Raw genomic sequence first — 24,866 nt, forward strand, 5'->3', positions numbered from 1 at the left:
TTTTTTCCACTTTTTCTGCATTCCGTACGAAATGCGCTCTTTTACAAGCAAATACTACTCTGTTTTTGGTTTGAGTACAGACACATATCCGGCATTCTAAATGAAAAACGCGGCCCCGATTGGGACCGCGTCTCAATTCGTGAATAGAGGGCTGAAGTTAATTCAGCGCAGCTTCGGTGATCTGATGCGTCCAAGCCCCTTCGGGCTTTTTGGTGATAACCGGATCGGAACCGCCTGCCAGCAGAGTGTTCACAGTGCGGTCGAAATCAGCCGGGTCGAGCGCTCCGTTCGACCCTGCGGTCAACTTGGCGATCTCACCCATCATACGCTTTTGGTGTTCTTCCGTCTGGGCACCGGTTGCATCGTTTTCCAAAACGATTTCCGCCGCTTCGTCTGGATTCTCCTCCGCATATTTCCAACCCTTCATCGACGCGCGAACGAACCGCTCCATCTTGTCAGTGAAGGCCGCATCGCTCAGGTTCTCTTCCAGAACGTAAAGACCATCTTCCAGCGTCGCCACGCCCTGGTCTTCGTATTTGAAGGTCACCAGTTCATCCGGGCTGACACCGGCATCAATGACCTGCCAGTATTCATTGTAGGTCATGGTGCTGATGCAATCCGCCTGACGCTGAAGCAACGGGTCCACGTTAAAGCCCTGCTTCAGAACTTCCACGCCGTTTTCGCCTTTGCCATCAGTGCTGATGCCCAACTGGCTCATCCAGCTCATGAACGGAAACTCGTTGCCAAAGAACCAGACACCCAGCGTGCGGTTCTTGAGGTCCTCGGGCGACGAGATCCCAGCGTCTTTCCAGCAGGTCAGCATCATGCCAGAGCTTTTGAACGGTTGAGCGATGTTCACCAGCGGCAGCCCTTTTTCACGAGCAGCAAGCGCGGCGGGCATCCATTCGACGGTGACATCAGCGCCACCGCCTGCAATCACTTGCGTCGGAGCGATGTCAGGTCCGCCGGGAAGAATGGTGACGTCCAGCCCCTCTTCTTCGTAAAAGCCCTTGTCCTTGGCAACGTAGTAGCCCGCGAATTGTGCTTGCGTGACCCACTTCAGTTGCAATGTCACCTCGTCCGCAGCCAGCGCCGCACTGGCTGCCAGACCAAAGGCGGCAACCGCCCCGCTGAGTAGCTTGTTCATCTTCAATTCTCCTAGTTGCTTGTTGTGCCCCAATTTCGGGGTCTGTTGATTTCCTTGTTTTATCCGCGCTGTGACGGGTGCCAGAAGGTCACCACTTTTTCGACCCCCGCCACCAGACCATAAAAAGCTGTACCTGCGAGTGCCGCAACAACGATTTCGGCCCAGACCATGTCTAATGACAGTTGCCCGACGCTGGTAGATATCCGGAACCCCATACCAAGTGTCGGTGAACCGAAGAACTCAGCCACGATAGCGCCGATCAGCGCCAAAGTGGTGGAAATCTTCAGCCCGTTGAAAATGAAGGGCATCGCCGCAGGCAGTCGCAACTTCAAAAAGCTCTGCCAATAGGTTGCGGCATAAGTCTCCATCAGGTCGCGCTGCATCGAGGTGGCCTCACGCAACCCGGCCACGGTGTTCACGAGCATCGGAAAGAACACCATCACAACCACCACCGCCGCTTTGGAATGCCAGTCAAACCCGAACCACATCACCAGAATGGGGGCAGTCCCGACAATCGGCAGGGCGGCCACGAAATTGCCGACCGGCAACAGGCCCAGACGCAGGAAATCCCAGCGATCCACCGCAATCGCCATCAGAAAGGCCGCAAAGCACCCGATGACATAGCCGCTTAACGCGCCCTTGATGATGGTCTGCACAAAGTCAGCCCACAGGATCGGAAGGCTGTCCGCAAACCGCACCGCAATCACCGATGGCGCTGGCAGGATGACCAGGGGAACCTCAAGGCCGCGCACCAAAAGTTCCCAGATCCCGATGACAGTCAGCCCAAAGATCAAGGGGGCCAGAAACCGCACCATTCGGGTATCGGCGTAAGGCCCACTGGCCAACCGACTGTTCAACCACCAGCCAAAAAGCCAAAGCAGGATAGCACAGAAAACCAGTATCATTGCGCCATCCCCATCCGTTTCAGCACGGCCCGTTCAATCAGCCCCAGCAGCCCGACCAGGCACGCCGCCAGAATGGCTGCAGCAAACAGGGCCGACCAGATCTGTACCGTTTGCCCGTAATAGCTGCCGGCAAGCAACCGCGCGCCCAGACCTGCGACGGCGCCTGTCGGAAGCTCACCAACAATGGCACCGACCAGCGATGCAGCGATCCCAATCTTGAGCGACGTGAACAGATACGGCATCGACGCAGGCAATTGCAGCTTCCAGAAACCCTGAGACCGGCTTGCGTTATACGTCCGCAACAAGTCCAGTTGCATCGCATCAGGACTGCGCAATCCTTTGACCATGCCAACAACAACCGGGAAGAAACTCAGATAGGCCGATATAATCGCCTTGGGAATGATCCCTTGAATACCAATGGAGTACAGAACAACAATGATCATCGGCGCAAGCGCGATGATCGGAATAGTCTGACTCACAATCGCCCAGGGCATGACCGACAAATCCATCACGCGGCTATGCACGATCCCGACTGCGAGCAGAATGCCCAGCCCGGTGCCAATCGCAAATCCCAGCATCGTAGCACTCAGCGTGACCCAGCCGTGATAGATCAGCGACCGTTTCGAGGTGATCTTTTTCTGGACCGTCGTCTCCCACATCTCGATGGCGACCTGATGCGGGGCCGGCAGTCGAGGCCTGTCCTGTTCCCACGTGGCCGGGATGGCGAAGGCGTTGTTCAAAACAAGACCAACCTCGGACATGTCACGCCGGTCCTTGGCGGATGGCGGCTGCACCACGGCCCCCGCACGTTCCTGTTCGGTCAACACGCCCTTTATGTTCATCGGAATGCAGGCCACGTACCAGAACAGAACAATTGCGGCGACGACGGTGAATACGGCAATGACCTGCTTCATGCACGCCACTCCATCCTATAGACAGGCACGGTATCCGGCGGCACGGGGGGTTCTTCGGCCGTCACTTCGAACCCTTCGCGGCGATAAAAGCGTTGCGCCGACGTATTGGGCCGGTGCGTCGTCAGACAGAGAAAATCGCGGCCCTCTTTTGCTTTGTCGACAAAGCGCTTGCCGATACCCTGTCCCCTCCGGCCGCAATACAGCGCACCGATTTTGTTCTGTGTCGGGTCCACTGACATGTAGCAATCGACCGGATCACCGGCGACCCACATTTCACGGTCGTCGAATGCGTCGCTGATCAGTTTCGCCAACTCTTCTACCGGCAGTTCATCGGGCATCCAGTCTGTTTGCGTGACCCAGTCATGAACAACCCTGGCGCAGGCTGGCACATCACCTGGAGCCGCGCGCCGGATCCTATCCGCATTCAGCTTAGTCGTCATTGGAATGCCCACCCCGCAAACCTTCCCGGACGCGATGCGCGACCTCAATGAACTCCGGAGTGTCACGAATATCCAGCGGCCGCTCCTTGGGCAACGGGCTGTCAATCACATCAGCAATCCGCCCAGGCCGCGGGCTCATCACCACGATCTTTGTGCTCAGGTAAACCGCCTCGGGAATGGAGTGTGTCACGAATCCGATCGTCTTTTCCGTCCGCGCCCAGAGCTCAAGAAGCTGCTCGTTCAGGTGGTCCCGCACGATCTCATCCAGCGCCCCGAACGGCTCGTCCATCAGCAGGATATCCGCATCGAAGGCAAGGGCACGCGCGATACTGGCCCTCTGCTGCATCCCGCCCGACAACTGCCAGGGAAACTTGCCGCCAAACCCTTCCAGATCAACAAGTTCCAGTACCCTTTTCACCTGCTCATCCTGTTCGACAGCGGTGAATCCCATTATCTCAAGAGGCAGTTTTATGTTCTTGGCAATTGTGCGCCAGGGATAAAGGCCCGCAGCCTGAAAGACATACCCGTACGCCCGGTTTCGACGCGCCTCATCGGGGGTCATGCCATTGACGGTCAGCGTCCCGCCCGTAGGTATCTCAAGGGCTGCGATGCAGCGCAGAAAGGTGGTTTTGCCACAACCGGACGGACCGATGAAACTGACGAAATCGCCCTTTTCAATTGTCAGGTTCACGTCCTTGAGGGCGTGTACTGGCCCATCGTTGGTCTGGAATGTCAGGTCTAGCTGCCTTGCCTCGATGACGGGCCGGGTCGTGCTTTCAGTGTTCATTTTATTGCCTTGAGAAGAGTGGTGCCAGGGCCGCCTGCAAGGCCGCCCTAACTGATCAAACACCGGTCACCGGAATTCCCGTCCGCTCGACAGGCCTTGGGGCCGTCAGTTCTTTCCAGGTGCTCAGCGCCTTGTTGACGGTAGTGTTCGCCTCGCGCGCGACAAAGTCCCCATGACCTTCCTGCGTGCGGATTTCACCGTCATGCACCGCCACCTGTCCCCGAGTCAGGGTAAAGCGTGGCAGACCTTTGACCTCCTTGCCCTCAAACACGTTGTAGTCAATCGAGGATTGCTGGGAACCGGCACTGATCGTTTTGGATTTCTCAGGATCCCAAACGACAAGATCAGCATCTGCACCTACCAGAACTGCGCCCTTTTTAGGATAGCAATTCAAAATCTTGGCAATGTTTGTTGAAGTAACAGCTACGAATTCATTCGGCGTCAGGCGCCCTGTGTTGACCCCATGCGTCCACAGCATCGGCATCCGATCTTCCAGCCCGCCGGTGCCGTTCGGGATCTTGGTGAAATCCCCAACGCCAAAGCGTTTCTGTTCGGTTGTGAAGGCGCAATGATCGGTTGCAACCACGCTCAACGTTCCGGATTGCAGGCCGTTCCACAGACTGTCCTGATGCTGTTTGTTCCGGAACGGAGGGCTCATGACCCGTCGCGCCGCGTGGTCCCAATCCTGATTGAAGTATTCACTTTCGTCCAATGTCAGGTGCTGGATCAGGGGCTCTCCCCACACTCGCTTACCCTGCATTTTCGCCCGGCGGATAGCTTCATGCGCCTCTTCACACGAGGTGTGTACAACGTAAAGCGGCACACCCGCCATGTCCGCAATCATGATCGCCCGGTTGGTGGCTTCACCTTCCACCTGCGGCGGGCGCGAATACGCATGTGCTTCGGGGCCGGTGTTCCCTTCGGCAAGCAGCTTGGCACTCAGTTCTGCCACCACATCCCCGTTCTCGGCATGAACCAGGGCAGTACCGCCAAGCTCCGCAAGACGCTTGAACGAGGCGAACAGCTCATCATCATTCACCATCAGCGCACCCTTGTAGGCCATGAAATGTTTGAAGGTGTTGATACCGCGCGTCTCGATCACGGTTTTGATGTCGTCGAACACCTGTTCTCCCCACCAGGTCACCGCCATGTGGAACGAATAGTCACAATTCGCCCGTGTCGACTTGTTGTCCCAACGTTTCAGTGCATCCAGCAGGCTTTCACCAGGGTTGGGAAGAGCAAAATCGACAACCATCGTCGTGCCGCCGGCCAAGGCCGCCCGCGTCCCGCTTTCAAAGTCATCGCTGGAATAAGTGCCCATGAACGGCATTTCGAGATGGGTATGGGGATCAATCCCGCCCGGCATCACAAAACAGCCGGTTGCGTCCAGCTCCTTATCCCCCGTCAGGTTCATACCGATTTCGGTGATCACGCCACCGTCGACCAATACGTCCGCCTTGTAAGTCAGGTCCGCAGTGACAACGGTTCCGTTTTTGATAACAGTACTCATTTTGAACTCCCTGATGCGGTCTACGCCGCTTGCTTCATCTGGCCAAAAATATCCCGGGGGAGTCGCCCTCGGGGCGACGGGGGCAGCGCCCCCTATTCCACGATTTTGGCAGTCTCGACCACGGCGTGCAGCAGAACATCCGCCCCGGCTGCCGCCCATTCCTTGCTGATTTCCTCGGCCTCGTTATGGCTCAGCCCATCAACACAGGGGCACATGACCATCGCGGTCGGAGCAACCCGGTTGATCCAACAGGCGTCATGCCCCGCACCCGAAATGATATCGGTGTGCGAATATCCCAGCCGTTCGGCTGCGTTTCGCACGGCAGACACGCAAGCTTCGTCAAATTTCACCGGATCGAACCCACCGACTTTCTCGAATTCGATCTGAAGGCCCATCTCGTCAACGATATCCTCGGCAGCCACCCGCAGGCGGTTTTCCATGTCGGTGATCACCTCCAGCTCGGGCGAGCGGAAATCGACCGTAAACACCACCTTGCCCGGGATCACATTGCGTGAGTTCGGATAGACATCGATATGCCCCGCCGCACCCACCGCATGCGGAGCATGAGACCAGGCGATCTCGTCGACTTTTTCCAGGATCCGCGCCATGGCCAGCCCGGCATTCTTGCGCATCGGCATCGGTGTCGATCCGGTATGAGCATCCTTGCCCGTTACCGTGATCTGCGTCCAACTCAGCCCCTGTCCATGGGTGACGACGCCGATATCGTTGCCTTCGGCTTCAAGGATCGGCCCCTGTTCGATATGCAGCTCAAAGAACGCATGCATCTTGCGGGCGCCCACCTCTTCATCGCCTCGCCAGCCGATACGGTTCAACTCATCCCCGAACTTTTTGCCCTCAGCGTCTTCGCGGTTATATGCCCAATCCTGCGTGTGCATCCCTGCAAACACGCCCGAGGATAGCATAGCCGGTGCGTAACGCGTGCCTTCTTCGTTTGTCCAGTTGGTGGCGACGATCGGATGTTTTGTCTTGATCCCCAGGTCGTTCAGCGTCCTGATCAGTTCCAGCCCACCCAAGACACCCAGCACACCATCGTATTTACCTCCCGTAGGCTGCGTATCCAGATGCGATCCCACGTAAACCGGCAACGCGTCCGGGTCGGTGCCTTCGCGGAGGGCGAACATGTTGCCCATCTGATCGAGCCCCATGGTACAGCCCGCTTCCTCGCACCACTTCTGGAACAGGGCGCGGCCTTCCGCGTCTTCATCCGTCAGGGTCTGGCGATTGTTGCCACCGGCGACACCCGGGCCGATCTTGGCCATCTCCATCAGGCTGTCCCACAACCTGTCGCCATTGATCCTGAGATTCTGCGCCGGAGCTGCCATGTTCATCTTCCCTGTTTGCTTGCGATTTAGCTCGCTTTTGGTGTCTTGATTTGACCATATGGTCAAACTCACGCTATCACGGGTTCGGTATCAGTCAAGAATTTGCGCGGCACGGCTGAAATTTTCAGTGTATTCCGCACCTGTTCGACGAAAAAAGAGACACGTTGAAAACATGCCAAAAGACCGCGCACCGACTCGCATTCAGAAAAAGAACCGTGCTGCGATTCTAGAGGCTGCCCTGAACGTGTTTTCTGCTCACGGGTTTCGCGGAGCAACCGTTGATCAGATTGCGGCCGAAGCGGGTCTGAGCAAACCGAACCTGCTGTATTATTTCCCTTCAAAAGAGGCGATCCATACAGAGCTGCTTTCCGGGTTGTTAGAGACCTGGCTGGCCCCGCTGCACGACCTGGACGCAAACGGCGATCCAATGGAAGAAATCCTAGCATACATTCGGCGCAAGTTGCAGATGAGTCAGGAGTTACCACGCGAAAGCCGCCTTTTCGCCAACGAGCTTGTGCAGGGCGCGCCGCGCATTCATGATGCTTTGTCCAATGATCTCAAGGCACTGGTCGACGAAAAGACCACGATCCTTACCGGCTGGATGGATCAGGAAAAAATCGCACGAGTGCATCCCTACCACCTGATGTTTTCGATCTGGGCCTTGACACAGCACTATGCCGATTTCGATGTTCAGGTTCGTGCAATTCTGGGCAACGAAGATCCGTTCGAGGGCGCAGAAACCTTTGTTGATACGTTGTACCGAAAACTTCTGAGCCCCTGAAAAAAGGGGCCGCAAAAACGGCCCCTTGACGATCTGTCGCAATCCCCTCATTCGGCCGCTTTGGCCATCGGGTTATTCGGATGCGTCGTCCAGTTCGCATAAGTTGGCTGAACTTCTTTTCCGGTTCGGGGATCAACCTCGCCCGCTGCCATCGGCACCATATCGATGCAGCCTTCGATCGGGCAAACATCGACGCATAGGTTACAGGCGACGCATTCGTCATCCATCACCTCGAAGACGCGGTCCTCGGACATGGAAATCGCCTGATGGCTGGTGTCTTCACAGGCCGCGTAACACCGGCCACACTTGATGCACTGATCCTGATCGATCTTGGCTTTGGCGATGTAGTTGAGGTTCAGATACTGCCAGTCGGTGACATTGGGCACCGCGCGCCCGATCACCTCGTCGACGCTTGAATATCCCTTTTCGTCCATCCATTCCGACAGACCCGCAGTCAGTTCGTCGATGATCTTGAAGCCATAGGTCATCGCGGCTGTACACACCTGAACGTTGCCACAGCCCAACGAGATGAACTCGGCCGCATCGCGCCATGTGGTGACGCCGCCGATGCCGGAAATGGGCAGGCCTCGCGTCGCCTCGGCCCGTGCGATCTCGGACACCATCGACAGGGCAATCGGCTTTACTGCCGGGCCGCAATACCCACCGTGACTACCCCTGCCGTCAATCGAAGGTTCAGGGCTGAACGTGTCCAGATTGACGCTGGTGATCGAATTGATTGTGTTGATCAGCGACACCGCATCCGCGCCGCCATTTCTGGCGGCCGCAGCCGGTTTACGGATGTCAGTTATGTTTGGCGTAAGCTTCACGATGACCGCGCGGTCATAGTATTTCTTGCACCAGCGTGTGACCATCTCGATATATTCAGGAACCTGCCCAACGGCCGAGCCCATACCGCGTTCGCTCATCCCATGCGGACAGCCGAAGTTCAGCTCGATCCCGTCGGCACCAGTCTCAGCCACACGCGGCAGTATCGCCTTCCACGCCTCTTCCTCGCATGGCACCATGATTGACGCGATCAGAGCACGGTCCGGGTAATCTGATTTGACCCGCGCCATTTCCTCAAGGTTTACCTCAAGCGGACGATCAGTGATCAGTTCAATATTGTTAAGGCCCAGCAATCTGCGATCAGCGCCATAAATTGCGCCATAACGCGGGCCATTCACGTTCACGACCGGAGGTCCCTCGGACCCAAGAGTTTTCCAGACAACGCCGCCCCATCCCGCTTCGAACGCGCGGCGAACGTTGTATTCCTTGTCCGTCGGCGGCGCAGAGGCCAGCCAGTACGGGTTGGGGCTGGAAATGCCCAGAAAGTTTGTCGTCAGATCGGCCATGGCTTCTCCCTTCCCGGCTCAGCCGGTTTTTTTGAATATCATTTCGGTCGGGCGAATGCGCCCGGCCTTGAGGTTTTTGACGTAGTTTTGGAACTTTTCGGGCGCCGTTTCGCCCATCATCAGATGGATACCCAGCGGTGCTGGTCCGGTCTCGGCTATCTTGGCAAACACGTCCTCGAAGAATTGGATCGCAAACGCGGTGCGGTCTGTTTCGGTGACCAATTCAAGACCAGCCTTCTTTGCGGCGTCCTTATAGACATCCGGCGCGTGAACAAAGGAGGTTTCTGGCAAAGTGGACCAGGGAAGCGGAAAAGCCAGCGGCTCATCCACCTCTCCGCCCATGACGTCGAACAGGGCAAAGGTTCCGCCCGTGGAGAGCGCCCGCGACACTTCCGCAAACAGCCCGGCCTTACTTTCGATGTTCATGCCCACATGCATCATGACCGCAAGGTCGAACCCCGCATCCGGCACAGGCATGTCCAGAGCGCTGCCCACATGAAAGTCAGCCTTTCCGGAATGCCCGACCAGATCGCTCAGCGCCGTCGCCGTTTCAACGAATTCCGGTGTCAGATCAACCCCGGTCACCGTCGAGTCATAGCGATCCACGATGTACCGAGAGGTGCCCCCAATACCGCAGCCTACGTCCAGAACGCGCGTTGCATGGGTCGGCGACAGTTGGGCAAACAAATTGTCCGTCGCCAGAACACCACCTGTGTGGAATTCATCCCCAGCCTTCAGATCCGCAACGGTGGCCGCATCCGGGTCAATGCCGCTGGCCTCCAGCGCCGCGCGGACGCGTTCGGTTAGGGCACCGGTAGTGTAATGTTGAGCAACAGCTTGTTCGATCTGGGACATGAGAATACCTCAGCAGCGAAAGGAATGGGGTGAATACCCCACCCTATCACGAAAAGAGCGTCGCGTGGATGTCCATCGCTGCGTCCCGGCCCTCGGCAACAGCGGTTACGGTCAGGTCTTCGCCACCCGCAGCACAGTCACCACCAGCCCAGACACCAGCCAAGGAGGTTCGGCCAACCCCGCTGACGGCTATCTTGTTGCCGTCCAGCGTCAGCCCGTCCGGTGTGCCTTCCAGCGTCTGCCCAATAGCCTTGAGCACTTGATCTGCTGGCAGGCGGATCATCTCTCCGGTTCCAGTGAGCTGACCGTTCTGGCTGGATGTATATTCCAACTCAATCTCGGCCGCTGCACCATTGCCGTGTACGGCCACTGGCTGAACATTTGTCAAAATCCGAACACCGTGCGACGCTGCCAGATCCTGCTCGTACCGGCTGGCCCCCATAGCGTCGCGGCCACGACGATAGGCAATGGTCACATGTTCCGCGCCCAGAAGCTTGGACTTCACAGCAGCATCCACCGCGGTCATGCCTCCGCCGATAACGACCACATTCCGCCCAACGGGCAGATTGGCGAGGTCACTGGCCTGCCGCACGTCCGAGATGAAATCGACCGCAGCCCGTACTCCGTCTTTATCGACACCGCCTGCACGCAGGGCATTGACGCCAGCAAGACCAATGGACAGAAACACCGCGTCGTAGTTTTCGACCAGCCCATCCAATGAGATGCTTTCGCCCAAAACCGAACCGGTCTCGATTGCAATCCCGCCGATTTTCAGCAGCCAGTCCACCTCGGCCTGTGCAAAATCGTTGGTCGATTTGTAGGCCGCAATACCGTATTCATTCAGGCCGCCGGGTTTGGGCTTGCTTTCATGGATCACCACATCATGGCCCAGCATGGCCAGCCGGTGGGCGCATGCCAGACCCGCAGGCCCAGCCCCCACAACCGCAACTGTCTTACCGGTCGAAGGCGTACGTTCGAACGGATGCACACCCGAGGCCATGATTTCATCGGTGGCAAAACGTTGCAGGCGCCCGATTTCAACCGGTTTGCCTTCGGCGGCTTCGCGAACGCAGGCCTCTTCGCACAGTGTTTCGGTTGGACAGACCCGAGCGCACATTCCGCCCAGAATGTTCTGTTCCAGGATCGTGCGCCCTGCTGATTGCGGTTGACCGGCTTGAATCTGGCGAATGAACAACGGGATATCGATATCCGTTGGACAGGCCGTAACGCATGGTGCGTCGTAGCAAAAATAACAGCGATCTGCGGCTACTGCGGCCTCATGCTGCGCAAGTGGCGGATGCAGATCGGTGAAATTTGAGGTCAGCTCATCGCTTGAAAGCCGCCCGGCTACTATACCGGGTGCCATCTGGCCCTGTGCCATCACTCTACTCCCTGTAGATATGTTTGTTATGCTCTCAGCTTGCCACAAATAAATTTTTTATCAATTGGTAAAATTTGCCAAATGGTCAAAAAATGACAAGCCCAGTAAAAACACCTGCATTCTCAGTCGCTTCACCCGCGAACTGAACACAAAAAACGACGTATAACTGGGGCCGGTGTTCGGATTTGACAGAAATACACCCGCCTTCAGGCTGTGCGGGGATCAAAAAAACGGACCCCTGAGCATGGCACGTCGCCGATTTCTCCCTTCCATATGGACTGTGAAACCCTCGAGATGTCTGCAAAGATCACCTTGCGCGAACCCTTCCTCGGCCCGGTGCAGGGAATGACATAGATGATGAAAAATCAAACTATCGGCTTTTGACGCCCCACTCCGCTTGCTGTAATCCGGACCAAGGGTGCCGGTTCCGGCAGCTTTCAGGAATGGGCACAGATGCAGGCAAGTTCTCAGAATTTCAACATCGCGGTTGTCGGGCAAAACAACCGCCTGCAATACGAGGCCCTGTTGTTCGCGGCCTCGCTTCGCCATTGCTCACCTGAGTTCAAGGGCAGGTTGTTTGTCGCCACACCCAACCCGGGCCCGCGCTGGAAGCACGACCCCAGCATTCAGGACGAGGACGTTCTGAGGGCCCTGAACCAGTTGGATGTCGAAATCCTGCCATTCGACTCGCATGTTTTTGGTGAAAGCTACCCTTATGGCAACAAGATCGAGGCTTTGTTGGCCCTGCCGGAAGGTGAACCCTTTGTGTTCTTCGATACGGACACGCTGATCACCGGCGACATCACAAGCGTTCCGTTCGATTTCGACCGCCCCGGAGCCTCATTGAGGGTCGAGGGCACGTGGCCAAAGCCGACGCTGTACGGCCCCGGCTTTGACGGTATCTGGCGGGCGCTTTATGCGCGCTTCGGGCTGGATTTCGAAAGCTCGGTGGATCCGGACCAACCCGATGGTTACTGGCGGCGCTACCTTTACTTCAACGCGGGTTACTTCTTTTACAAATGCCCCAGGATTTTCGGTGAACGGTACCTGGACTACGCAAGAACGATCCGAGATGAAAACATTCCCGAGTTGACGGGCCAGAACCTTGACCCATGGCTGGATCAGGCAGCCCTGCCGCTGGTTATTCATTCTTTAGGCGGTGGGCGGGATGCATTGCCTGACGGGTTTTTGGATGGGTCCGTCAGCTGCCACTATCGTTTATTTCCTCTGCTTTATGCCCGCGAAAGCGATCACGTGATCGAGGTTCTGGAAACCGTCGTGGCCCCCAACAAGGTCAAAAAAGTGCTCAAGCAATATGACCCGCTGAAAAAGCTGGTTCTTCAGGGGAAAGGCGCGAAAATCCGCAGCCTGTTTGATCAGGACAACCTGCCGCGACGGGAGCAAGCGCTGCGCAACGCGATCAAAAGCAAAGGCCTCTGGCTGCGCTGACAGGATCGTTGTGCGCAGGCGGGCAATGGCCTACAGATTCCGCAAGACAGATACCAACAGGAGATTTTCAAGATGTCTGACGGCCCGACCTACGGTTTCGACACATTGCAAATTCATGCGGGCGCCCGCCCCGACCCGGCGACCGGAGCGCGCCAGACACCGATTTATCAAACAACTGCCTATGTGTTCCGCGATGCGGACCACGCAGCGGCCTTGTTCAACCTGCAAGAGGTGGGCTTTATCTATTCCCGCCTGACCAACCCAACCGTCGCCGTTCTGCAGGAACGCGTGGCGACGCTTGAGGGCGGCGTCGGCGCAGTCTGCTGCTCGTCCGGGCATGCAGCACAGATCATGGCGCTGTTCCCGTTGATGGGACCGGGTTGCAACGTTGTCGCCTCGACCCGTCTGTATGGCGGCACGGTCACGCAGTTCAGCCAGACGATCAAACGTTTTGGCTGGTCGGCAAAATTCGTGGACACCGATGATCTGGATGCAGTGAAAGCTGCCATCGACGAAAACACCCGCGCGGTTTTCTGCGAATCCATCGCCAACCCTGGCGGTTATGTGACTGATATCCGTGCGTTGGCAGACGTTTCTGATGCTGCGGGCATCCCGCTGATCGTCGACAACACCTCAGCCACGCCTTACCTGTGCCGCCCGATTGAGCACGGTGCGACGCTGGTTGTGCATTCGACCACCAAGTACCTGACCGGCAACGGCACTGTCACTGGCGGGTGCATCGTGGATTCGGGCACGTTCGACTGGTCCGCGAATGACAAATTCCCGTCACTGAGCGAACCTGAACCAGCGTATCACGGCCTGAAGTTCCACGAGACCTTTGGCCCGCTGGCCTTCACGTTCCACGGTATTGCCATTGGCCTGCGCGATCTGGGTATGACAATGAACCCACAGGCAGCCCATTACACGCTGATGGGAATCGAAACACTGTCGCTGCGGATGGAGCGTCACGTTGAAAACGCCCAGAAAATCGCTGCGTGGCTGGAAGCGGACGACCGGGTGGAATACGTCACCTATGCGGGATTGCCGTCATCGCCTTACAAGGACCGGGTCAAGTCACAATATCCACGTGGCGCCGGTGCATTGTTCACCTTTGCGGTGAAGGGTGGCTATGACGCCTGTATCAAACTGGTCAACGCCCTTGAGATTTTCAGCCATGTGGCCAATCTGGGTGACGCACGCTCGCTGATCATTCACTCGGCCTCGACCACCCACCGACAACTGACGCCGGAACAGCAGGAGGCTGCCGGCGCAGGTCCGGGCGTGGTGCGTGTTTCCATCGGGATCGAGGACGTGAACGATCTGATCGCGGATCTTGATCAAGCTCTGGCTAAAGCCAGCGCCTGACGATGACCGGGCACGACACAAACGACCTTGGCCAGCCCATCGGTTTACCGGTTTCGGGTGAATTTCCGCGCCCGACACCGCCGTATACACCGATGGAAGGACAGTATTGTTCTGTCGTGCCACTTGATGTGAACAGACATGCGCCCGGACTTTTCCGGGCGTTTGCAAATGACAGGGATGGTCGTAACTGGACATACCTGCCCTATGGCCCGTTTGACAGTGAGCCGCAGTTTGAAGACTGGGTCCGTGCCAACTGCATGGATGCGGACCCGATGTTTCATACTGTATTGGATGCGGACGAGGTGCCGGTGGGCATGGCCTCTTATCTGAGGATCGAACCCGCAGCTGGCGCCATCGAAGTTGGGCATATCCACTTTTCCCCGCTGCTGCAGCGCAAGCCGCAATCGACAGAGGTCATGTACCTCATGATGAAGCGGGTTTTCGACGAGCTTGGCTATCGCCGGTATGAGTGGAAATGTGATGCGCTGAATGCACCGTCACGCAGTGCCGCTGAACGGCTGGGATTTACTTTCGAAGGGGTGTTCCGGCAGGCGACCCATTACAAGGGCCGCAACAGGGACACGGCATGGTACGCGATCATCGACACTGAATGGCCGCGCATCCGCGATGCATTCGAATCCTGGCTGTCGCCCGACAATTTTGACAGCAAGGGCCAGCAGCGTAAACCGCTGATGGCCCGTGCGAAAGCTTGATCTTATTCCGAAATCTCGAATTCCATCGAGACACTGACGGAAACCGAGACCTCTCCGCCTGCAACGGGAACACCACCCGCATCCGCCATGCTCATGGCGCGCATTTCGGCCATCGGACGGATACCGGCCGTTTGTTCGGATATGGATTGAACCGGGCCGAGCGTTACGCCCGCTGACTGCGCCAACTGTTCTGCCTTGGCAGTGGCTTCACCGACGGCTTTGGCGCGGGCTTGCGCTTCGATCGGTTTGGGATCCTGTACGCCAAAGCTCAAGCCCCCGAAATCATTGGCGCCGTCCTGAATGACCGCGTCCATGATTTTCCCCAATTGGGTCAGATCGCGCACGCGCACAAACACGCGGTTGGACGCTGTAAAGCCGGTGATTTCAGGCTTCTCCCCATTCTGTCCATGACGACCCGACCAAACGGGCGACAACGACAGGTCCCGTGTCTGGACGTCACGATCTTCGATACCCATCTCGGTCAGGCGCGCCAGGACTTTGGAAACGGCATCCGACGTTGCCTGCATCGCAGCCGAGGCTTCGACGTTTTCGTTTGTTACGCCCAGCGTGATCGTCGCCATATCGGGTGCGACCTGCACGGTCCCGGTTGCATCAACGTTGATGCGACGTTCTTCCGCATGGGCTGCTCCAGCGGCCGTTGCCGCCATCATCGCGGCCAGAAAAGCGAATGTCTTCAAGGTTATCACTCCAATTTGTTCTGTTCCAAGATGGGTTGGCAGGGCTTGGCCATACAAGAGGAGAGGTTGCCTTTTTCTTTCCCTCGGCGGGTTCCTGCTTTAATGTCGGCCTGCACACGCAAAGTCGTTTGCATTGACGTTGATAATTATGGTTCCTCCGGAATATGAAACCCGCCTTTGCGCTGTCTTTTTCTACGACCGGAATAACACTGCACCACCGTTCGGATGACGACTGGTTCGTCATCGGTACGATTCCGCTGGATGTTCCGGACTTGTCCGGACAGATGCAGGCGTTGCGGGAAAAGGCGTTTGCGCTGGAAAATGATCTGAGCTGCAAGCTTGTGCTACCGGCGGATCAGGTTCGGTTTCTACAGCTATCGACCGATGGGTTGCCCCCAAAAAACCGGACGGAACGTATCAAGAATGCTCTGGTGGAAGCCACACCTTACGCCCTGTCAGAACTGAGTTATGACAGCCAGACCGAAGGTGATACGACCTATGTTTCTGCCGTCGCGGTTGAAACTCTGGCCGAAGCGCGAACCTTTGCCTCGGAACATGGTTTTGTGGTGGTGACGTTCACCGCCGAAGGTCACGAGGGCGCGTTCCCGCGCGAGGCGGTGTTCCGCGAAACCTCAGACAGTTCCGAGGGTTCACACCCGGAAGACCAGCCTGCACTGGCAGAAACGGACGCTCCTGAACAGGCCAATACGTCCGGCCTGCCCACCCATCCTATTGCCGGCACCACCGCGCCCGAGGCTTTCCGCGTGCCCCCGGAAACCACGGGTAAGAACGTTGATGGGCCTGCGGGGGTAAACCGGTCTGCCATTCCTGTCTTTGCCGCTGTGCTGCTTGTTGGCGGACTTGTTGGCTCTTGGCTGGCAATGGGGTTCGGCTCTGAAAAGGATCAGGCGGAACAGAGCCCTGCGCCGGTCGAGGTTTCGACCCCAGAACCAACCCCAGGACCCACGCCCGAACCAGAGCCGGACACGGCCGCGCTGGAGGACCCGCAGGAAGTAGTTCCGGATCTTGCCACCGATGATCCTGAAGAGCCTCGAACCAACGTCTCAGAGGCGGAGACCGATGCGCAGCCGGATCTGACCGCTACAGACGCAGCAATTCTGGAAGCCCTCAAGATTACCCCTACCCCGGTGGAATCCGTCGCTCAGGACCCCGCGACACAGAAGGATATACAGGCCGTTACGGGCGTCAACACAACCGCGCCTGCAGCACCGGAAATACCGGAGACCGTGGAACCGCAGGAGTTTTATCTGGCATCGCTTGACAACTCCGATCTGTTCACCGATGCGGTTGCCTTGCCTCCCGACCCCAGTTTTGACACTGACGCTCCTTTCAAACCCGACGTATCCCCAAACATTGCTGGCACACGATTTGACCTGGATGAGAACGGCCTGGTCGTGCCAACACCGGATGGCACCGTGAATCCGGATGGGGTCATTGTTTTTTTGGGGCGCCCCTCCAAGGTTCCGCCTGAAACTCCGGTTCGTTTCGAAGAAGAACCGCTGGTTGACGAAGCCGACGGCAGGTTGGCCGGAATTCGCCCCAAGCCACGCCCCTCCGATCTGGTTGAGAATTTTGAGCGCGGCCAGCTGGGTGGCCGGTCATTGGAAGAGCTGGCGAGCAAGCGGCCCAAAGCGCGCCCCGAAAGCCTTCAGGTTCAGCCGCAAGTTGACGAAGCACCAACCGCTTTGGCTGTCGTCAGAGTCCCGCGCCCCAAGTCCCGTCCAGCCGGATTGGCCCCTGCCAAAACACCCGCTTCAAGCAGTTCAAATCTGGGGTCTACGGCAGCATTGGATCAGACATCTGATGAAGCAGGGTCGTTCCAACCAAAGACCGTCGCACCCAAAATCCCCTCGACCGCGTCCGTCGCACGACAAGCCACGATCGACAACGCAATCAATCTGCGCAGGCTGAACCTGATCGGAGTCTACGGAACGCCAGCCAACAGACGCGCATTGGTGCGGCTTCCCAGCGGGCGTTACAAGAAGCTGAAAGTCGGAGACCGCATTGACGGCGGCAAGGTCATTGCGATCAGTGACAGTGAACTTCGGTATCAGAAAAAGGGTCGAAACGTGACGCTGGCGATGCCGCGCAGCTGAAACCGGCAATCGATCTTTTGACGCAACAACTGTCACATAAAAGCGCCGGAGGCAGACGAACAGCCCCCGGCTTGCCAGTGCGTTTCAATCAGGCTGCGGAAATCTCGCCGCTTTCGATCTGTTCGCGTTCGATGGATTCGAATAGCGCCTGGAAATTCCCCTCGCCGAAACCCTCGTCACCTTTGCGCTGAATGAACTCGAAGAAGATCGGACCGATGACAGTCTTCGAGAATATCTGTAGCAAGATCCGCGTCTCACCTCCGTCAACGACACCTTCGCCATCGATCAGGATGCCGTGTTTCATCATCCGGTCCAGCGGCTCATCGTGGTCGGACACGCGGGTCTTGGACATTTCGTAGTACGCCTTGTTCGGGCCCGGCATGAATTTCAGGCCGTTTTCCGCAATTGCATCGGTCGAGGCGTAAATGTCGTCACTGCCGACGGCGATATGCTGAATGCCTTCACCTTTGTATTTCTTAAGATAAGACACGATCTGACCCGTTTCACCGCGATCTTCGTTGATCGGAATACGGATGCGGCCACAGGGAGATGTCAGCGCGCGGCTGAAAAGCCCGGTGAACTTGCCCTGAATGTCAAAGAAGCGGATTTCGCGAAAGTTGAACAGGTCGCCGTAGAACTTGAACCACTTGTCCATGTTGCCCTTGTAGACGTTGTGCGTCAGGTGATCGAGATAGAAGAACCCCACACCCCGTGGTTTGGATTCTTTGATCCACTCGAATTCCTGATTGTAGGGCGACGTGTCGTAGTACTGATCAATGAAATAGATCAATGATCCGCCGATGCCCTTGATCGCAGGCACATTCATGGTCTTGTCGGCACCGTCGTAAGGTTCTGCACCCTTTGATACCGCATGGTCATATGCTTTCTGCGCGTCCACGACTCTCCAGCCCATAGAAGGAGCGCACGGGCCGTGTTCAGCCACGAACTTTTCCGCGAAACTGTCAGGGTCAGCGTTGAGAATATAGGTGACATCCCCTTGCTGCCACAGTTCGATGGCAGGTTTGTCCTTATGGCGGGCCACCAGGTCGAACCCCATCTTTGCGAACAGATCACGCAGCTCCTGCGGTTCAGGATGGGCAAACTCGACGAATTCAAACCCATCGGTACCGGCAGGGTTTTCTTTGCTGATAACAGATTTCGGTGCGTTGTGCGGGAAAGGACCCATGGCGCGTCTCCTTCGAGAACAGGAATTTCTTTGCTGATTCAAAAATACGACTTTTTTGACGCTGTTTCTGCGCATTGTTTTCTTGTAGACTGCCGTTAGACGCGCAAAACGCGCATAAAAGTTATTAAAGTCAGGATTCTTCCGCACATGCTGGACGCGACCGACAAGCGATTGCTCTCCGCCCTGCAGAAGGACGCGCATCTGACCGCACACCAACTGGGCGAGATGCTGAACCTGTCGCCCAGTCAGGCAGGACGTCGCCGACAACGGCTTGAGGCCGAAGGGTACATCACCGGGTATGCCGCCCGGCTTGACCCGCTGAAACTGGGTCTTCACGTGCAAGGCTTTGTTCAGGTTCATCTGGGTACTCATGGCCCTGAACAATCCGCAAGCTTTGCCCGCATGGTCGATACCCGTCCCGAAATTACCAGCGCATGGACGATGACCGGAGAGGCAGATTACCTGCTGCATATCTACTGTGACGATCTTTCCGCCCTCAACAGCTTGCTACATTCGGTCATCCTGCCGCATCCTGCCGTTGCAAGAGTTCAGAGCCAGATCGTAATGGATCAACTGAAACGCGACGCGCCCCTGCCCACCTGAACGGGCCCGAGAGGACACAAATGGACGTTTTCCTATACCAGGCTTCGATCTATCTGGCAGCGGCAGTCATCGCCGTTCCCCTGTCTGCGAGGCTAGGCTTGGGATCGGTTCTGGGATACCTGGCCGCCGGGATCATCATTGGCCCTGTTCTCGGGCTTGTCGGCGCGGAAACGGAAAACCTTCAGCACGTTGCCGAATTCGGCGTGGTGATGATGCTGTTCCTGATTGGCCTTGAACTGGAGCCGCGCGCGCTGTGGGATATGCGTGACAAGTTGCTGGGGTTGGGCGGGTTGCAGGTTGCGTTATCAACGGCTGCGATCGCTGCCGTGGCAATCTATGCAAACCACCCGTGGTCGGTTGCTCTGGCCGTCGGGCTGACCTTGTCGCTGTCCTCTACAGCAATCGTTCTTCAGACCCTGTCGGAAAAGGGCCTGATGCAGACAAATGGCGGTCGAGCTACATTTTCGGTGCTGCTGACACAGGACATTGCGGTCATTCCGATCTTGGCCTTGCTGCCACTTCTGGCCTTGCCGGCCATGCCTCATATCGAATCGGATGGTTCGATCGACCGCGGGGCCGGTGATCTTCACGGCGCGGACCATCACAGCCTTTCTCTGGTCGAAGGTTTGCCGGGTTGGGCCGTCACGCTGGTCACGATCGGCGCAGTTGTGTTTGTCATTCTGGCCGGTGTCTACCTGACCCGCCCGCTGTTTCGCTTCATCCACGCGACCCGCCTGCGCGAGATGTATACCGCTCTGGCGCTAATGATCGTGGTCGGGATTTCCTTCCTGATGACCCTCGTCGGCCTTTCCCCTGCCCTTGGCGCTTTTCTGGCGGGCGTGGTTCTGGCCAGTTCCGAGTTCAGACACGAAATGGAAAGCGACCTTGAGCCATTCAAAGGGCTACTGCTCGGACTTTTCTTTATTACGGTCGGTGCTGGTATTGATGTTGCGTATTTCTTCGATGACCCCCTTGACCTGATCGGTCTGGCGCTTCTTTTGATCCTTGCAAAAGGGATCATCCTGTATCTCGTTGGCAAGGCGTTCAAGCTGCATGCGCGCGATCACTGGCTGTTCACGTTGGGGCTGGCGCAAGCCGGTGAGTTTGGCTTTGTCCTGCTGGCATTTTCAACGCAACAGAATGTCATACCCCCCGACCTGTCCCAAAAACTGCTGATGATCATCGCTCTGACGATGCTGATCACACCGCTTCTGTTTATCCTCTACGATCTTCTGTCTCGAAAGATCGGCGACACCTCCAAAGAACCTGTACCGGACGAGATTGATGAAAAAGGCCCCGTCATCATTGCCGGGATTGGCCGGTTCGGACAGATTGTAAACCGGCTGGTGCGGGCCAGCGGTTTCAAGACGGTTGTACTGGACCACAACATCGAAACAATTCAGCTGATGCGCCGTTTCGGCGTCAAAGGCTTTCTGGGTGATCCCACTCGCCCCGAGTTGCTGCGCGCTGCGGGGTTGGAAAAAGCGTCGGTTCTTGTGGCTGCTATGGATGACCACAAACAAGTCACACGGCTCGTCAGTTTTGCCAGACGGCAGCGCCCTGACTTGCACATCATCGCCCGCGCCCGAGATCGTACCCATGTGTATGAGCTTTATCAGGCTGGTGCCAATGACATCGTGCGGGAACTGTTCGACAGCTCGCTGCGCGCAGGCCGCTATGTTCTGGAGAATATCGGGTTGAGTGAATACGAAGCCGCGCAGGCGGAGCAGACCTTTTACCACCATGACCGGATGTCAGTTCGCGATCTGGCCGAGCTTTGGGTCCCGGGTTTGCCAACAGCGGAAAACAAGAAGTACATCGAGCGCGCGCAGCAACTGGAAAAAGATCTGGAAACCGCGCTGCTGGAACTGGCTGAAAAGCACGCCAAGAAATCCGCCTGACCCAGGTCTGTGCCCGGGTCACGCAAGTACTCAGCCGTCAGACACCCCTGCCTCGGCAAAGGTCGCCATACCGGAATGGCAGGCCACGGCGCTTTTGAGAATGTTGATCGCCAGAGCCCCGCCCGACCCTTCACCCAGCCGGAGACCAAGGCTCAACAGCGGTTCCTTGCCCAGCTTCGCCAACACGGCGCCATGCGCAGCCTCGGCGCTTTGGTGGCCTGCCACGGCGTGATCCAGTGCGGTATCCGACAGTCTCCACAGGCAGGCAGCGGCGGCCGAGCAGATGAACCCATCAAGGATCACAGGAATGCGCAATACTCGCGCCGCGGCAATCGCCCCGGCCATCGCTGCGATCTCACGCCCTCCGAGGCAGCGCAGGATTTCCAGGCCATCCTCTGACCTGTGCAACGCTACACCTTCGGCCACAACACGGGTCTTGTTGGTCAGACCTGCATCATCGACGCCCGTCCCGCGACCCGTCCAATCGGACGCGTCACCACCGAACAGCGCGCAGGCAATGGCGGCAGCCGGGGTGGTGTTGCCAATGCCCATCTCGCCCACGACCAACAGGTCAGCCTGCTGATCCACGGCCTGCCAGCCGGTACGCAGCGCGTCCAGCAATTCGGCTTCCGCCATGGCCGGTGCCTGGGTGAAATCTGCGGTCGGGTTGTCCAGATCCAGTGCGTGTACATCCATCGCCGCACCCGCCGCCCGGGCCAGTTGGTTGATCGCCGCACCGCCATGTTCGAAGTTCATCACCATTTGCACGGTCACTTCCGACGGAAAAGCCGAGACCCCCTGTGCAGTGACTCCGTGGTTTCCGGCAAAGACAATGACCTGTGGCGCCGTTATCTGTGGCCGGGCATCTCCTCGCCATCCTGCGTACCAGATAGCCAAATCTTCAAGTCGCCCCAGCGCACCGGGGGGTTTCGTCAGTTGTCCGTTTCGCTCTGCCGCGCCCTGCGCCGCGGTGGCATCCGGCCCCGGAGCAGCTGCGAGCGTAGCGCGGAACGCGTTCAAATCATTCAGTTCAGGCAACATGAAAGCCTCATTGCATCAGAGTGGTCCTGTGTGTTTAACCGAAGCATTGAATCCAACAAGACCCCGAAAGGCACGGGCGTGCAAAAAAACGACACCAAACCCTTTTCCCTGTGGGATATTCCGCTGGCGCTGGTGCTGCTGACCCGCCTGCCCCTGCCCCGGTTGCCTGAACCTGTGTTCAGACGGCAGGCACAGGCGGCATGGGCCTTCCCCGTCGCCGGGCTGGTCGTCGGAGGGATTGCCTGTATGGTTGGATGGCTGGCAATGGTCTTTCATCTGTCCCCGTTGGTTGCTGCGACCTTGTTGGTTGCGACATTGATCATGATGACGGGTGCACTGCACGAGGACGGTCTGGCAGATACGTTCGACGGCCTCTGGGGCGGATTCACCCCCGAACGCCGACTTGAAATCATGAAAGACAGCCAGACCGGAACCTATGGTGTTCTTGCTTTGGTTATCTCTCAGCTTGCTCGGGTTTTGGCAGTTGCCGCGATTTTGGCAAGCGGATCGATTTGGACGATTCTGGCGGCTTGCGCGTGTTCACGCGCCCTGATGCCGGTTTTGATGGCATCCCTGCCGAACGCCAGAAAATCCGGGCTGAGCCATTCGGTGGGAACCCCCAGCACGATTTCAGTCAGCATGTCCCTGGGCCTGGCCGTTCTAATCGCCGTTTTCCTGTGCGGTGGTATGGCGATCACCGCCATCTTCTCTGCTGCCTTGGTAGCAGCCATCTTGGCGTTGATAGCGCGCAAGAAAATCGGTGGCCAGACCGGGGACATACTTGGGGCATCGCAACAACTGGCAGAGATCGCGTTTCTGCTTGCCATCAGCGCCCGGATTTAGGACGCGCCGCCAGTTTCGATCCGCAGTGTTCCACCACAATGCTTGCAATGCACGGCATCCGGATCATGCCGATACAACCCGCAGCTTGGGCATTTGTGACGTACTTTCTGCGGCATAAAGATCGCCTGCGCCAAACGGACAAACAACGCGACACCCACGACCATGATGAAAACCGAGAACAGCTTCCCCCAGGGGGTGCTCAGCGTGATGTCACCGAACCCGGTTGTGGTCAGGGTGGCCATGGTGAAATACAGCGCGTCTATGTAAGGCGTCTGTGCGTCTTCCGGAATAAAGAACACCAAAACCGCCGTAGAGGTGGCAAAGACAAAAACCATTAGATTGATCGCTGCAATCACCGCGTCTTCATGGGTGCGAAAAAAGCTGCTGTCGCGTCGCAAGTCCCTGAGCAGATGGTATGAATGGATCAGGCGCAAGGCACGCAGAATCCTCAGGAAAGCCAGGTTGCCCGTCAGAAACGGATCCAGAACCAACGACATGATAACGACAATATCCGCCAGCGTATAAATCTGGCGCAGCAGCTTCCAGCGGTCTTTTGAAATCCAAAGCCGCGCAGAGAAATCCAACAAAATCAAAAAACCGATCAACTGGCTTGCAAGGACCAAGCCGGGACCGTGAGGGACATGTGCCGTCGCGACAAAGAAAACGATTGTCGTAACATCGAACAGGATCAGCGCGTACCGAAACCAGACCGAAATCGGGTCATGTCCGATATACAGATATCTAACTGTCTGCTTCATGTCCGCCCTGTAGCTTGCTGCATCTACAGTGAAATTAGCGGCACTTGGGCAATTCACCAAGTCACGAAAAAGGCCGCCCCAAACTTGGAGCGGCCCGTTTTTTCACAGAGTTCGCTATCAGGCAGCGCGTGAGGTCAGAACTTCGTCTACCTGTTTGGCGGCGGATACTTCGCCTGCACCAGAAACGGCCGCGACCTCGCGGGTCAGACGCTCCAAGGCCGCTTCGTATAGCTGACGCTCGGAATAGCTCTGCTCGCGCTGATCGTCCGTGCGGTGCAGATCGCGGACCACCTCCGCAATCGAGATCAGGTCGCCAGAGTTGATTTTCTGCTCATATTCCTGCGCACGCCTGGACCACATGGCGCGCTTAACCTTCGCCTTGCCTTTCAGCGTTTTCATCGCCTGGCTGATCACATCGGGTGAGCTGAGCGACCGCAGGCCGGATTCGGTAGCCTTGTTCGTCGGCACACGCAACGTCATCTTGTCTTTCTCAAATGAGATGACGAACAGCTCCAGAGAGAACCCCGCGACATCCTGTTCTTCGATCGAGATGATCTGGCCTACGCCATGTGCGGGGTAGACAACATAGTCGTTCGGGCGGAACTCGAGCTTTTTCGACTTTGTCATTCAGTTTTTTCCTTGCTTACGGACGGGACACAGACAACAAAAACACCACATGCGGGGACTGTTTCAGCCCCGACAGGCGGCGATATTGTCAAAAATTCAGAACTCCAAAGTGAGCATACTTGTGGAGCGCATCCCAATCTCGGTCATCAT

At 57.3% G+C, this 24,866-nt stretch carries 23 protein-coding genes; 8 read left to right on the top strand and 15 right to left on the bottom strand.

Translation table 11 applies throughout. The features are described 5' to 3' along the window. Positions 1-157: 157 nt before the first annotated feature. The 7 genes from AC2FJB_RS05450 to AC2FJB_RS05480 all read right to left on the bottom strand — a co-directional run bounded on the left by AC2FJB_RS05450 (position 158) and on the right by AC2FJB_RS05480 (position 7,046). Complete coding sequence (locus AC2FJB_RS05450) at positions 158-1,147, bottom strand: ABC transporter substrate-binding protein (RefSeq protein WP_171613730.1); 990 nt, start codon at positions 1,145-1,147, stop codon at positions 158-160. Between the two features lie 59 nt (positions 1,148-1,206). Beyond that, positions 1,207-2,052 (bottom strand): ABC transporter permease, encoded by an 846-nt coding sequence (locus AC2FJB_RS05455; RefSeq protein WP_496681794.1) that lies wholly within the window; start codon positions 2,050-2,052, stop codon positions 1,207-1,209. After that, complete coding sequence (locus AC2FJB_RS05460; protein WP_117869265.1) at positions 2,049-2,966, bottom strand: ABC transporter permease; 918 nt, start codon at positions 2,964-2,966, stop codon at positions 2,049-2,051. Before AC2FJB_RS05460 ends, AC2FJB_RS05455 begins: the two co-directional genes overlap by 4 nt. After that, a complete protein-coding gene (locus AC2FJB_RS05465) occupies positions 2,963-3,406 on the bottom strand; it encodes a GNAT family N-acetyltransferase (RefSeq protein ID WP_496717313.1) in 444 nt (147 codons plus the stop codon). The genes AC2FJB_RS05460 and AC2FJB_RS05465 overlap by 4 nt, the downstream gene beginning before the upstream one ends. Then, positions 3,396-4,193: an ABC transporter ATP-binding protein gene (locus tag AC2FJB_RS05470; RefSeq protein WP_117869266.1), complete on the bottom strand. Its 798-nt coding sequence runs from the start codon at positions 4,191-4,193 to the stop codon at positions 3,396-3,398. The genes AC2FJB_RS05465 and AC2FJB_RS05470 overlap by 11 nt, the downstream gene beginning before the upstream one ends. Before the next feature lie 55 nt (positions 4,194-4,248). Further along, entirely contained in the window at positions 4,249-5,703 is a 1,455-nt protein-coding gene (gene hydA, locus AC2FJB_RS05475; protein WP_496717312.1) for a dihydropyrimidinase, read from the bottom strand. Between the two features lie 92 nt (positions 5,704-5,795). Beyond that, positions 5,796-7,046: a Zn-dependent hydrolase gene (locus tag AC2FJB_RS05480; protein WP_496717310.1), complete on the bottom strand. Its 1,251-nt coding sequence runs from the start codon at positions 7,044-7,046 to the stop codon at positions 5,796-5,798. Positions 7,047-7,218: 172 nt separating this feature from the next. On the opposite strand from AC2FJB_RS05480, the gene AC2FJB_RS05485 reads away from it, so the two are divergent. Beyond that, positions 7,219-7,827 carry a TetR family transcriptional regulator C-terminal domain-containing protein gene (locus AC2FJB_RS05485; RefSeq protein ID WP_496717309.1) on the top strand — a complete coding sequence of 203 codons (609 nt, stop codon included), beginning with the start codon at positions 7,219-7,221 and terminating at the stop codon, positions 7,825-7,827. A gap of 47 nt (positions 7,828-7,874) precedes the next feature. Here AC2FJB_RS05485 and preA read toward each other — a convergent pair whose 3' ends face one another. The 3 genes from preA to AC2FJB_RS05500 are packed head-to-tail and all read right to left on the bottom strand — an operon-like array spanning position 7,875 to position 11,415. Continuing rightward, the gene (gene preA / locus AC2FJB_RS05490; protein ID WP_496717308.1) at positions 7,875-9,179 is read right to left on the bottom strand and encodes an NAD-dependent dihydropyrimidine dehydrogenase subunit PreA; all 1,305 of its coding nucleotides are present in this window, start codon (positions 9,177-9,179) and stop codon (positions 7,875-7,877) included. 18 nt (positions 9,180-9,197) lie between these two features. After that, entirely contained in the window at positions 9,198-10,034 is an 837-nt protein-coding gene (locus tag AC2FJB_RS05495; RefSeq protein ID WP_496717307.1) for a class I SAM-dependent methyltransferase, read from the bottom strand. Positions 10,035-10,080: 46 nt separating this feature from the next. Next, complete coding sequence (locus AC2FJB_RS05500) at positions 10,081-11,415, bottom strand: NAD(P)-dependent oxidoreductase (RefSeq protein ID WP_496717306.1); 1,335 nt, start codon at positions 11,413-11,415, stop codon at positions 10,081-10,083. A gap of 453 nt (positions 11,416-11,868) precedes the next feature. On the opposite strand from AC2FJB_RS05500, the gene AC2FJB_RS05505 reads away from it, so the two are divergent. From AC2FJB_RS05505 to AC2FJB_RS05515, 3 genes are all read left to right on the top strand, one after another. Continuing rightward, the gene (locus AC2FJB_RS05505; RefSeq protein WP_496717305.1) at positions 11,869-12,864 is read left to right on the top strand and encodes a GT-B fold glycosyltransferase domain-containing protein; all 996 of its coding nucleotides are present in this window, start codon (positions 11,869-11,871) and stop codon (positions 12,862-12,864) included. Positions 12,865-12,936: 72 nt separating this feature from the next. Further along, positions 12,937-14,229 (top strand): O-acetylhomoserine aminocarboxypropyltransferase/cysteine synthase family protein, encoded by a 1,293-nt coding sequence (locus tag AC2FJB_RS05510; RefSeq protein WP_299896258.1) that lies wholly within the window; start codon positions 12,937-12,939, stop codon positions 14,227-14,229. A 2-nt stretch (positions 14,230-14,231) separates the two neighbouring features. Continuing rightward, positions 14,232-14,942, top strand: a complete 711-nt coding sequence (locus AC2FJB_RS05515; RefSeq protein WP_496717303.1) for a GNAT family N-acetyltransferase — start codon at positions 14,232-14,234, stop codon at positions 14,940-14,942. A 2-nt stretch (positions 14,943-14,944) separates the two neighbouring features. Here the strand turns inward: AC2FJB_RS05515 and AC2FJB_RS05520 are convergent, their stop codons facing one another. After that, entirely contained in the window at positions 14,945-15,640 is a 696-nt protein-coding gene (locus AC2FJB_RS05520) for an SIMPL domain-containing protein (RefSeq protein WP_496817926.1), read from the bottom strand. A gap of 164 nt (positions 15,641-15,804) precedes the next feature. Here AC2FJB_RS05520 and AC2FJB_RS05525 point away from each other — a divergent pair, with 164 nt between their 5' ends. Then, complete coding sequence (locus AC2FJB_RS05525; RefSeq protein WP_496717301.1) at positions 15,805-17,757, top strand: hypothetical protein; 1,953 nt, start codon at positions 15,805-15,807, stop codon at positions 17,755-17,757. A gap of 88 nt (positions 17,758-17,845) precedes the next feature. On the opposite strand, the gene hppD is transcribed toward AC2FJB_RS05525, so the two are convergent. After that, positions 17,846-18,943, bottom strand: coding sequence for a 4-hydroxyphenylpyruvate dioxygenase (gene hppD, locus AC2FJB_RS05530; protein WP_496717300.1), 1,098 nt, complete (start codon positions 18,941-18,943; stop codon positions 17,846-17,848). 147 nt (positions 18,944-19,090) lie between these two features. Between hppD and AC2FJB_RS05535 the strand changes: the two genes are divergently transcribed. Next, a complete protein-coding gene (locus AC2FJB_RS05535) occupies positions 19,091-19,546 on the top strand; it encodes an Lrp/AsnC family transcriptional regulator (RefSeq protein ID WP_117869278.1) in 456 nt (151 codons plus the stop codon). A gap of 20 nt (positions 19,547-19,566) precedes the next feature. Continuing rightward, positions 19,567-21,447 carry a monovalent cation:proton antiporter-2 (CPA2) family protein gene (locus AC2FJB_RS05540; RefSeq protein ID WP_496717299.1) on the top strand — a complete coding sequence of 627 codons (1,881 nt, stop codon included), beginning with the start codon at positions 19,567-19,569 and terminating at the stop codon, positions 21,445-21,447. Between the two features lie 30 nt (positions 21,448-21,477). On the opposite strand, the gene cobT is transcribed toward AC2FJB_RS05540, so the two are convergent. Beyond that, positions 21,478-22,488 carry a nicotinate-nucleotide--dimethylbenzimidazole phosphoribosyltransferase gene (gene cobT / locus AC2FJB_RS05545; RefSeq protein ID WP_496717297.1) on the bottom strand — a complete coding sequence of 337 codons (1,011 nt, stop codon included), beginning with the start codon at positions 22,486-22,488 and terminating at the stop codon, positions 21,478-21,480. A 78-nt stretch (positions 22,489-22,566) separates the two neighbouring features. On the opposite strand from cobT, the gene cobS reads away from it, so the two are divergent. Beyond that, positions 22,567-23,331 carry an adenosylcobinamide-GDP ribazoletransferase gene (gene cobS, locus AC2FJB_RS05550; RefSeq protein ID WP_496717295.1) on the top strand — a complete coding sequence of 255 codons (765 nt, stop codon included), beginning with the start codon at positions 22,567-22,569 and terminating at the stop codon, positions 23,329-23,331. Here the strand turns inward: cobS and AC2FJB_RS05555 are convergent. Together AC2FJB_RS05555 and AC2FJB_RS05560 are read right to left on the bottom strand one after the other, a co-directional pair. Further along, on the bottom strand, positions 23,328-24,089 hold the full coding sequence (locus AC2FJB_RS05555) for an ion channel (RefSeq protein ID WP_117869281.1): 762 nt from the start codon (positions 24,087-24,089) through the stop codon (positions 23,328-23,330). The genes cobS and AC2FJB_RS05555 overlap by 4 nt on opposite strands. 117 nt (positions 24,090-24,206) lie before the next feature. Further along, positions 24,207-24,716: a CarD family transcriptional regulator gene (locus AC2FJB_RS05560; RefSeq protein ID WP_117869282.1), complete on the bottom strand. Its 510-nt coding sequence runs from the start codon at positions 24,714-24,716 to the stop codon at positions 24,207-24,209. Between the last annotated feature and the right edge of the window lie 150 nt (positions 24,717-24,866).

The sequence above is a fragment of the Ruegeria sp. CDSC085 genome, assembly GCF_059610465.1.

What these genes read in the sequence shown, in the direction of transcription:
- AC2FJB_RS05510 (WP_299896258.1), top strand. Translation starts at nt 12,937, where the DNA reads ATGTCTGACGGCCCGACCTACGGTTTCGACACATTGCAAATTCATGCG.
- AC2FJB_RS05525 (WP_496717301.1), top strand. Translation starts at nt 15,805, where the DNA reads ATGAAACCCGCCTTTGCGCTGTCTTTTTCTACGACCGGAATAACACTG.
- AC2FJB_RS05540 (WP_496717299.1), top strand. Translation starts at nt 19,567, where the DNA reads ATGGACGTTTTCCTATACCAGGCTTCGATCTATCTGGCAGCGGCAGTC.
- AC2FJB_RS05560 (WP_117869282.1), bottom strand. Translation starts at nt 24,716, where the DNA reads ATGACAAAGTCGAAAAAGCTCGAGTTCCGCCCGAACGACTATGTTGTC.
- AC2FJB_RS05460 (WP_117869265.1), bottom strand. Translation starts at nt 2,966, where the DNA reads ATGAAGCAGGTCATTGCCGTATTCACCGTCGTCGCCGCAATTGTTCTG.
- AC2FJB_RS05555 (WP_117869281.1), bottom strand. Translation starts at nt 24,089, where the DNA reads ATGAAGCAGACAGTTAGATATCTGTATATCGGACATGACCCGATTTCG.
- AC2FJB_RS05505 (WP_496717305.1), top strand. Translation starts at nt 11,869, where the DNA reads ATGCAGGCAAGTTCTCAGAATTTCAACATCGCGGTTGTCGGGCAAAAC.
- AC2FJB_RS05495 (WP_496717307.1), bottom strand. Translation starts at nt 10,034, where the DNA reads ATGTCCCAGATCGAACAAGCTGTTGCTCAACATTACACTACCGGTGCC.
- AC2FJB_RS05535 (WP_117869278.1), top strand. Translation starts at nt 19,091, where the DNA reads ATGCTGGACGCGACCGACAAGCGATTGCTCTCCGCCCTGCAGAAGGAC.
- AC2FJB_RS05480 (WP_496717310.1), bottom strand. Translation starts at nt 7,046, where the DNA reads ATGGCAGCTCCGGCGCAGAATCTCAGGATCAATGGCGACAGGTTGTGG.
- cobT (WP_496717297.1), bottom strand. Translation starts at nt 22,488, where the DNA reads ATGTTGCCTGAACTGAATGATTTGAACGCGTTCCGCGCTACGCTCGCA.
- AC2FJB_RS05470 (WP_117869266.1), bottom strand. Translation starts at nt 4,193, where the DNA reads ATGAACACTGAAAGCACGACCCGGCCCGTCATCGAGGCAAGGCAGCTA.
- AC2FJB_RS05500 (WP_496717306.1), bottom strand. Translation starts at nt 11,415, where the DNA reads ATGGCACAGGGCCAGATGGCACCCGGTATAGTAGCCGGGCGGCTTTCA.
- AC2FJB_RS05455 (WP_496681794.1), bottom strand. Translation starts at nt 2,052, where the DNA reads ATGATACTGGTTTTCTGTGCTATCCTGCTTTGGCTTTTTGGCTGGTGG.
- hydA (WP_496717312.1), bottom strand. Translation starts at nt 5,703, where the DNA reads ATGAGTACTGTTATCAAAAACGGAACCGTTGTCACTGCGGACCTGACT.
- AC2FJB_RS05450 (WP_171613730.1), bottom strand. Translation starts at nt 1,147, where the DNA reads ATGAACAAGCTACTCAGCGGGGCGGTTGCCGCCTTTGGTCTGGCAGCC.
- AC2FJB_RS05485 (WP_496717309.1), top strand. Translation starts at nt 7,219, where the DNA reads ATGCCAAAAGACCGCGCACCGACTCGCATTCAGAAAAAGAACCGTGCT.
- AC2FJB_RS05515 (WP_496717303.1), top strand. Translation starts at nt 14,232, where the DNA reads ATGACCGGGCACGACACAAACGACCTTGGCCAGCCCATCGGTTTACCG.
- preA (WP_496717308.1), bottom strand. Translation starts at nt 9,179, where the DNA reads ATGGCCGATCTGACGACAAACTTTCTGGGCATTTCCAGCCCCAACCCG.
- hppD (WP_496717300.1), bottom strand. Translation starts at nt 18,943, where the DNA reads ATGGGTCCTTTCCCGCACAACGCACCGAAATCTGTTATCAGCAAAGAA.
- AC2FJB_RS05465 (WP_496717313.1), bottom strand. Translation starts at nt 3,406, where the DNA reads ATGACGACTAAGCTGAATGCGGATAGGATCCGGCGCGCGGCTCCAGGT.